Origin of the sequence: Congregibacter sp. (assembly GCF_965660375.1) — a bacterium.
Classification (GTDB): Bacteria; Pseudomonadota; Gammaproteobacteria; order Pseudomonadales; family Halieaceae; genus Congregibacter.
On the sequence record NZ_CBFHZO010000077.1, the window covers coordinates 1 to 3,439 of the forward strand.

Genomic DNA, 3,439 nt, shown 5'->3' on the forward strand with positions numbered 1-3,439 from the left:
CTCCCGGCGGCCAGATCCGCCTACCTGGAGGCCTGCAACGCCGGCTCTCCGCCGGAGCACAAGCAATGGTCACACCCGGCGGTTTACTGGGCCGGCCGGGACAGCGGCTGGCAACAGCTGGCCACCAGCACCGAGGCCCAAAGCTGGCCGCTATTTAAGCGCCATTACCAAAACCGCTGTGCAACGCTGCTCTCGGGAAAGGAAATACCCCCGGTGCCGGAACCCGAAAAAAACCGCCTGGCTTCGACGGCACTGGAAGGGGAAGCAGCGCTTGCGCAGCTGCAACGCCTGAAAAACGACAACGACTTATAGGAACCCCGCATGCTGAACGTCCATCATTCTTTTCGTCGCGGAGCCGCCCTCGCGCGCTTCTGCCTGGGTGCTCTGACAGGTCTGGCCTGCGGCTTCGCGTTCGCCCAAGCCATTCCCGACGGCGAAAATCCGGCAACCCCATGGAACTGGTCTGACGAGACCGTCTTCAATGCGGTGAATCAGGTGCGGGCGGGGAAAGATCTCACACCGGAGCAGTGGCCCGGTGGAGCCCGGGTGGCGGTGCTTCTGTCCTATGACGTGGATAACGAGACGGTCATGGGTCTACGCACCGGAGACGTGAGCATTGGTCCGTTGTCTCAGGGCCAGTACGGTCACCGCGTGGCACTGCCGCGCATCGTCAAACTTATGGATGACGAAGCCATTCCCTCGACCTTTTTCTTTCCCGCCTGGAGCCTGAAAATTGCGCCGGAGCAGGCCGCCCTGATCAACGCTTCGGGCGACCATGAAATTGCTGTCCACGGCTGGATCCATGAACGGAACACCCGCCTGGATGCGGCCACGGAAGCGCGGCTGCTCGCGCAGGCGATGGATACCATCGAGGAGATCAGCGGTCAGCGTCCCGTGGGCTACCGCGCGCCGTCGTGGAACCACAGTCCCGCCACGCTCTCCACCGTCCGGGAGATGGGCTTCCTCTACGAGAGCTCGCTCATGCACGACGATCGGCCCTACGAACTGGTGCAGGACGGAGAGCCCACGGGCCTGGTAGAACTGCCCGTGGACTGGATTCTGGACGATGCGCCCCTGATGAATCCCCTGGGCAACCGCTATATGAACCCCCGGGACATCATGCAGGTGTGGATTGATGAATTTGACAAGGCCTGGGAGGAAGGCACGCTGTTCCTTCTCACCCTGCACCCTCATGTCAGCGGCCACCGCTCGCGCATCGTGGCCCTGGAGGGACTCATCGAGCACATCAAGGCCAAGGGTGACGTATGGTTTGCTACCCACGAAGAGGCCGCACGCTATGTGCGAGCTCAGGCTGACATGGATTGACTCCTAGAGTCAGTACCCGTCGGAGTAACCGCCCGACGCGCCCCGGGCGAGATTTTCAAAGCGGGTGTATTCGCCAAAGAACGCGAGGCGACAGGTACCGATGGGGCCGTTTCGCTGTTTGCCGATGATGATCTCCGCGGTGCCTTTATCTGCGGAGTCGGGGTTATAAACCTCATCACGATAGATAAACATAATCACATCCGCGTCCTGCTCGATGGCGCCGGACTCCCGTAGATCTGAATTCACCGGTCGCTTGTTGGGACGCTGTTCCAGCGAACGGTTGAGCTGGGACAGGGCAACCACAGGGCAGCGAAACTCCTTGGCGATGGCCTTGAGACTCCGCGAAATCTCCGAAATCTCCGCGGTGCGTCCTTCGGAAGCTCCGGCAACCTGCATAAGCTGCATATAGTCGATCATGATCATGGCGATGTTGCCATGTTCGCGCTTTACCCGTCGGGCGCGGCTGCGAACCTCCGTGGGCGTCAAAGCCGGCGTGTCGTCAATGAGCAGCCCGGTGTTCTTCAGCTTTCCGACGGCGCCAGACAGGCTCTCCCAGCCGGCCTGATCCAAACGCCCCGTCCGCACCAGCGTCTGGTCGATACGACCAATCGATGACAGCAGACGCATCATCAGGGCCTCGGCGGGCATCTCCATGGAAAACACCAGCACCGGATCCGATTGTGCGAGGATCGCGTTCTCCACAAGGTTCATGGCAAAGGCGGTTTTACCCATGGAAGGGCGTCCGGCCACTATCACCAGATCAGACTTTTGTAGACCCGACGTGTACTTGTCAAGATCGATATACCCCGTGGTCAACCCCGTAATATCGCCGCCGCTGTTGCAGAGCTCCTCGATGCGTTGCACCGTCTCCGTGAGCAGCGCGCCCACCTCCTGGGGTCCCCCAGCTTTCGGGCCCTGCTCCCCGATCTGCATGATGAGACGCTCGGCCTCATCGATGAGCTCCGCGGAGCTTCGACCTTCGGGAGTAAAACCGCTATCGGCAATTTCCTGGGCTGCCTCGATGAGACTCCTGAGCGCCGAGCGCTCGCGCACCACCTGGGCATAGGCACGAATATTCGAAGCACTGGGCGTGTTCTCGGCAAGCTCCGACAGGTAGGCGTGCCCCCCTGCGGCATCCAGCTCACCGCTGAGTTGCAGCTGATCGGCAAGAGTCACCACATCAACGGGCTGCGCAGCTTCGGCGAGGTGGCGTATCTGACGAAAGATCAGCCGGTGATCGGGTCGGTAAAAGTCTTCAGGACTTACCATCTCGGCGACGCTGTCCCAGGCATCCTGGGAGATCATCAGACCGCCGATAACGGACTGCTCGGCTTCAATGGACTGCGGCTGGAGCTTGATGCGGGCGACATCCCCGTCGTAGGGACGGTTGGACTGGGATTGTTGTGCGCCCCGGGGGTATTGGGGTTGTTGTGGGCTACTTTCTGCCATCAGCGGGCCTTGCCGGCGCAGGGCCGTCCAGAGTAGCCCAAATTACGAAAGGTAAAAAGCAAACGCGGCCCGAAAGCCGCGTTTTATTCGGGAGGTCCTGATTCTAGAAGTACCGGAGCCCGAAGCTATCGCTCCGGCGGCAGTTACTCAGGAACGACAGCCAGGGTGACGTCGGTCATTACATCAGGGTGAACCTGAATCGCAATGCTGTATTCACCCGTTTCACGAAGCGCACCTTCCGGCAATCGAACTTCCGCTTTGTCGATCTCACAGCCCGCCGCAGTCACGGCATCAGCAATATCGCGGGTGCCGATAGATCCGAACAGCTTACCCTCTTCACCGGCATTGGCCTCGATGGTGATCATGTCCAGTGCCGCGAGCGCTTCCGCTCGTTTCTCGGCCGCTGTGAGTGCCTCCGCCGCTGCGCGCTCTAGTTCAGCGCGACGCGCTTCAAACTCTTTCACGTTAGCATCGGTCGCGGGCACCGCTTTGCCCTGAGGGATCAGAAAGTTACGGCCATAGCCAGCCTTAACGGTAACTTTGTCACCCAGGCCGCCGAGGTTGCCGATGTTTTCCAGCAGAATAATGTCCATGGTTTGGTCCTCTGTATCAGTGCTCTTAAGCACTGCTATCTCAGTAGTGCGAATTAATCTTTTTTGTCGTC

At 60.2% G+C, this 3,439-nt stretch carries 4 protein-coding genes; 2 read left to right on the forward strand and 2 right to left on the reverse strand.

Annotated features, from left to right (window positions below):
• Both ACTG3T_RS06800 and ACTG3T_RS06805 read left to right on the forward strand, forming a co-directional pair.
• A partial coding sequence (locus ACTG3T_RS06800; RefSeq protein WP_439101510.1) for a hypothetical protein occupies positions 1-312 on the forward strand: 312 nt, incomplete at its 5' end.
• A 9-nt stretch (positions 313-321) separates the two neighbouring features.
• Positions 322-1,326: a polysaccharide deacetylase family protein gene (locus ACTG3T_RS06805; protein WP_439101511.1), complete on the forward strand. Its 1,005-nt coding sequence runs from the start codon at positions 322-324 to the stop codon at positions 1,324-1,326.
• A gap of 9 nt (positions 1,327-1,335) precedes the next feature.
• On the opposite strand, the gene dnaB is transcribed toward ACTG3T_RS06805, so the two are convergent.
• Complete coding sequence (dnaB, locus tag ACTG3T_RS06810; protein ID WP_439101512.1) at positions 1,336-2,775, reverse strand: replicative DNA helicase; 1,440 nt, start codon at positions 2,773-2,775, stop codon at positions 1,336-1,338.
• Positions 2,776-2,918: 143 nt separating this feature from the next.
• Positions 2,919-3,368 carry a 50S ribosomal protein L9 gene (gene rplI, locus ACTG3T_RS06815; protein WP_439101513.1) on the reverse strand — a complete coding sequence of 150 codons (450 nt, stop codon included), beginning with the start codon at positions 3,366-3,368 and terminating at the stop codon, positions 2,919-2,921.
• Positions 3,369-3,439 lie beyond the last annotated feature (71 nt).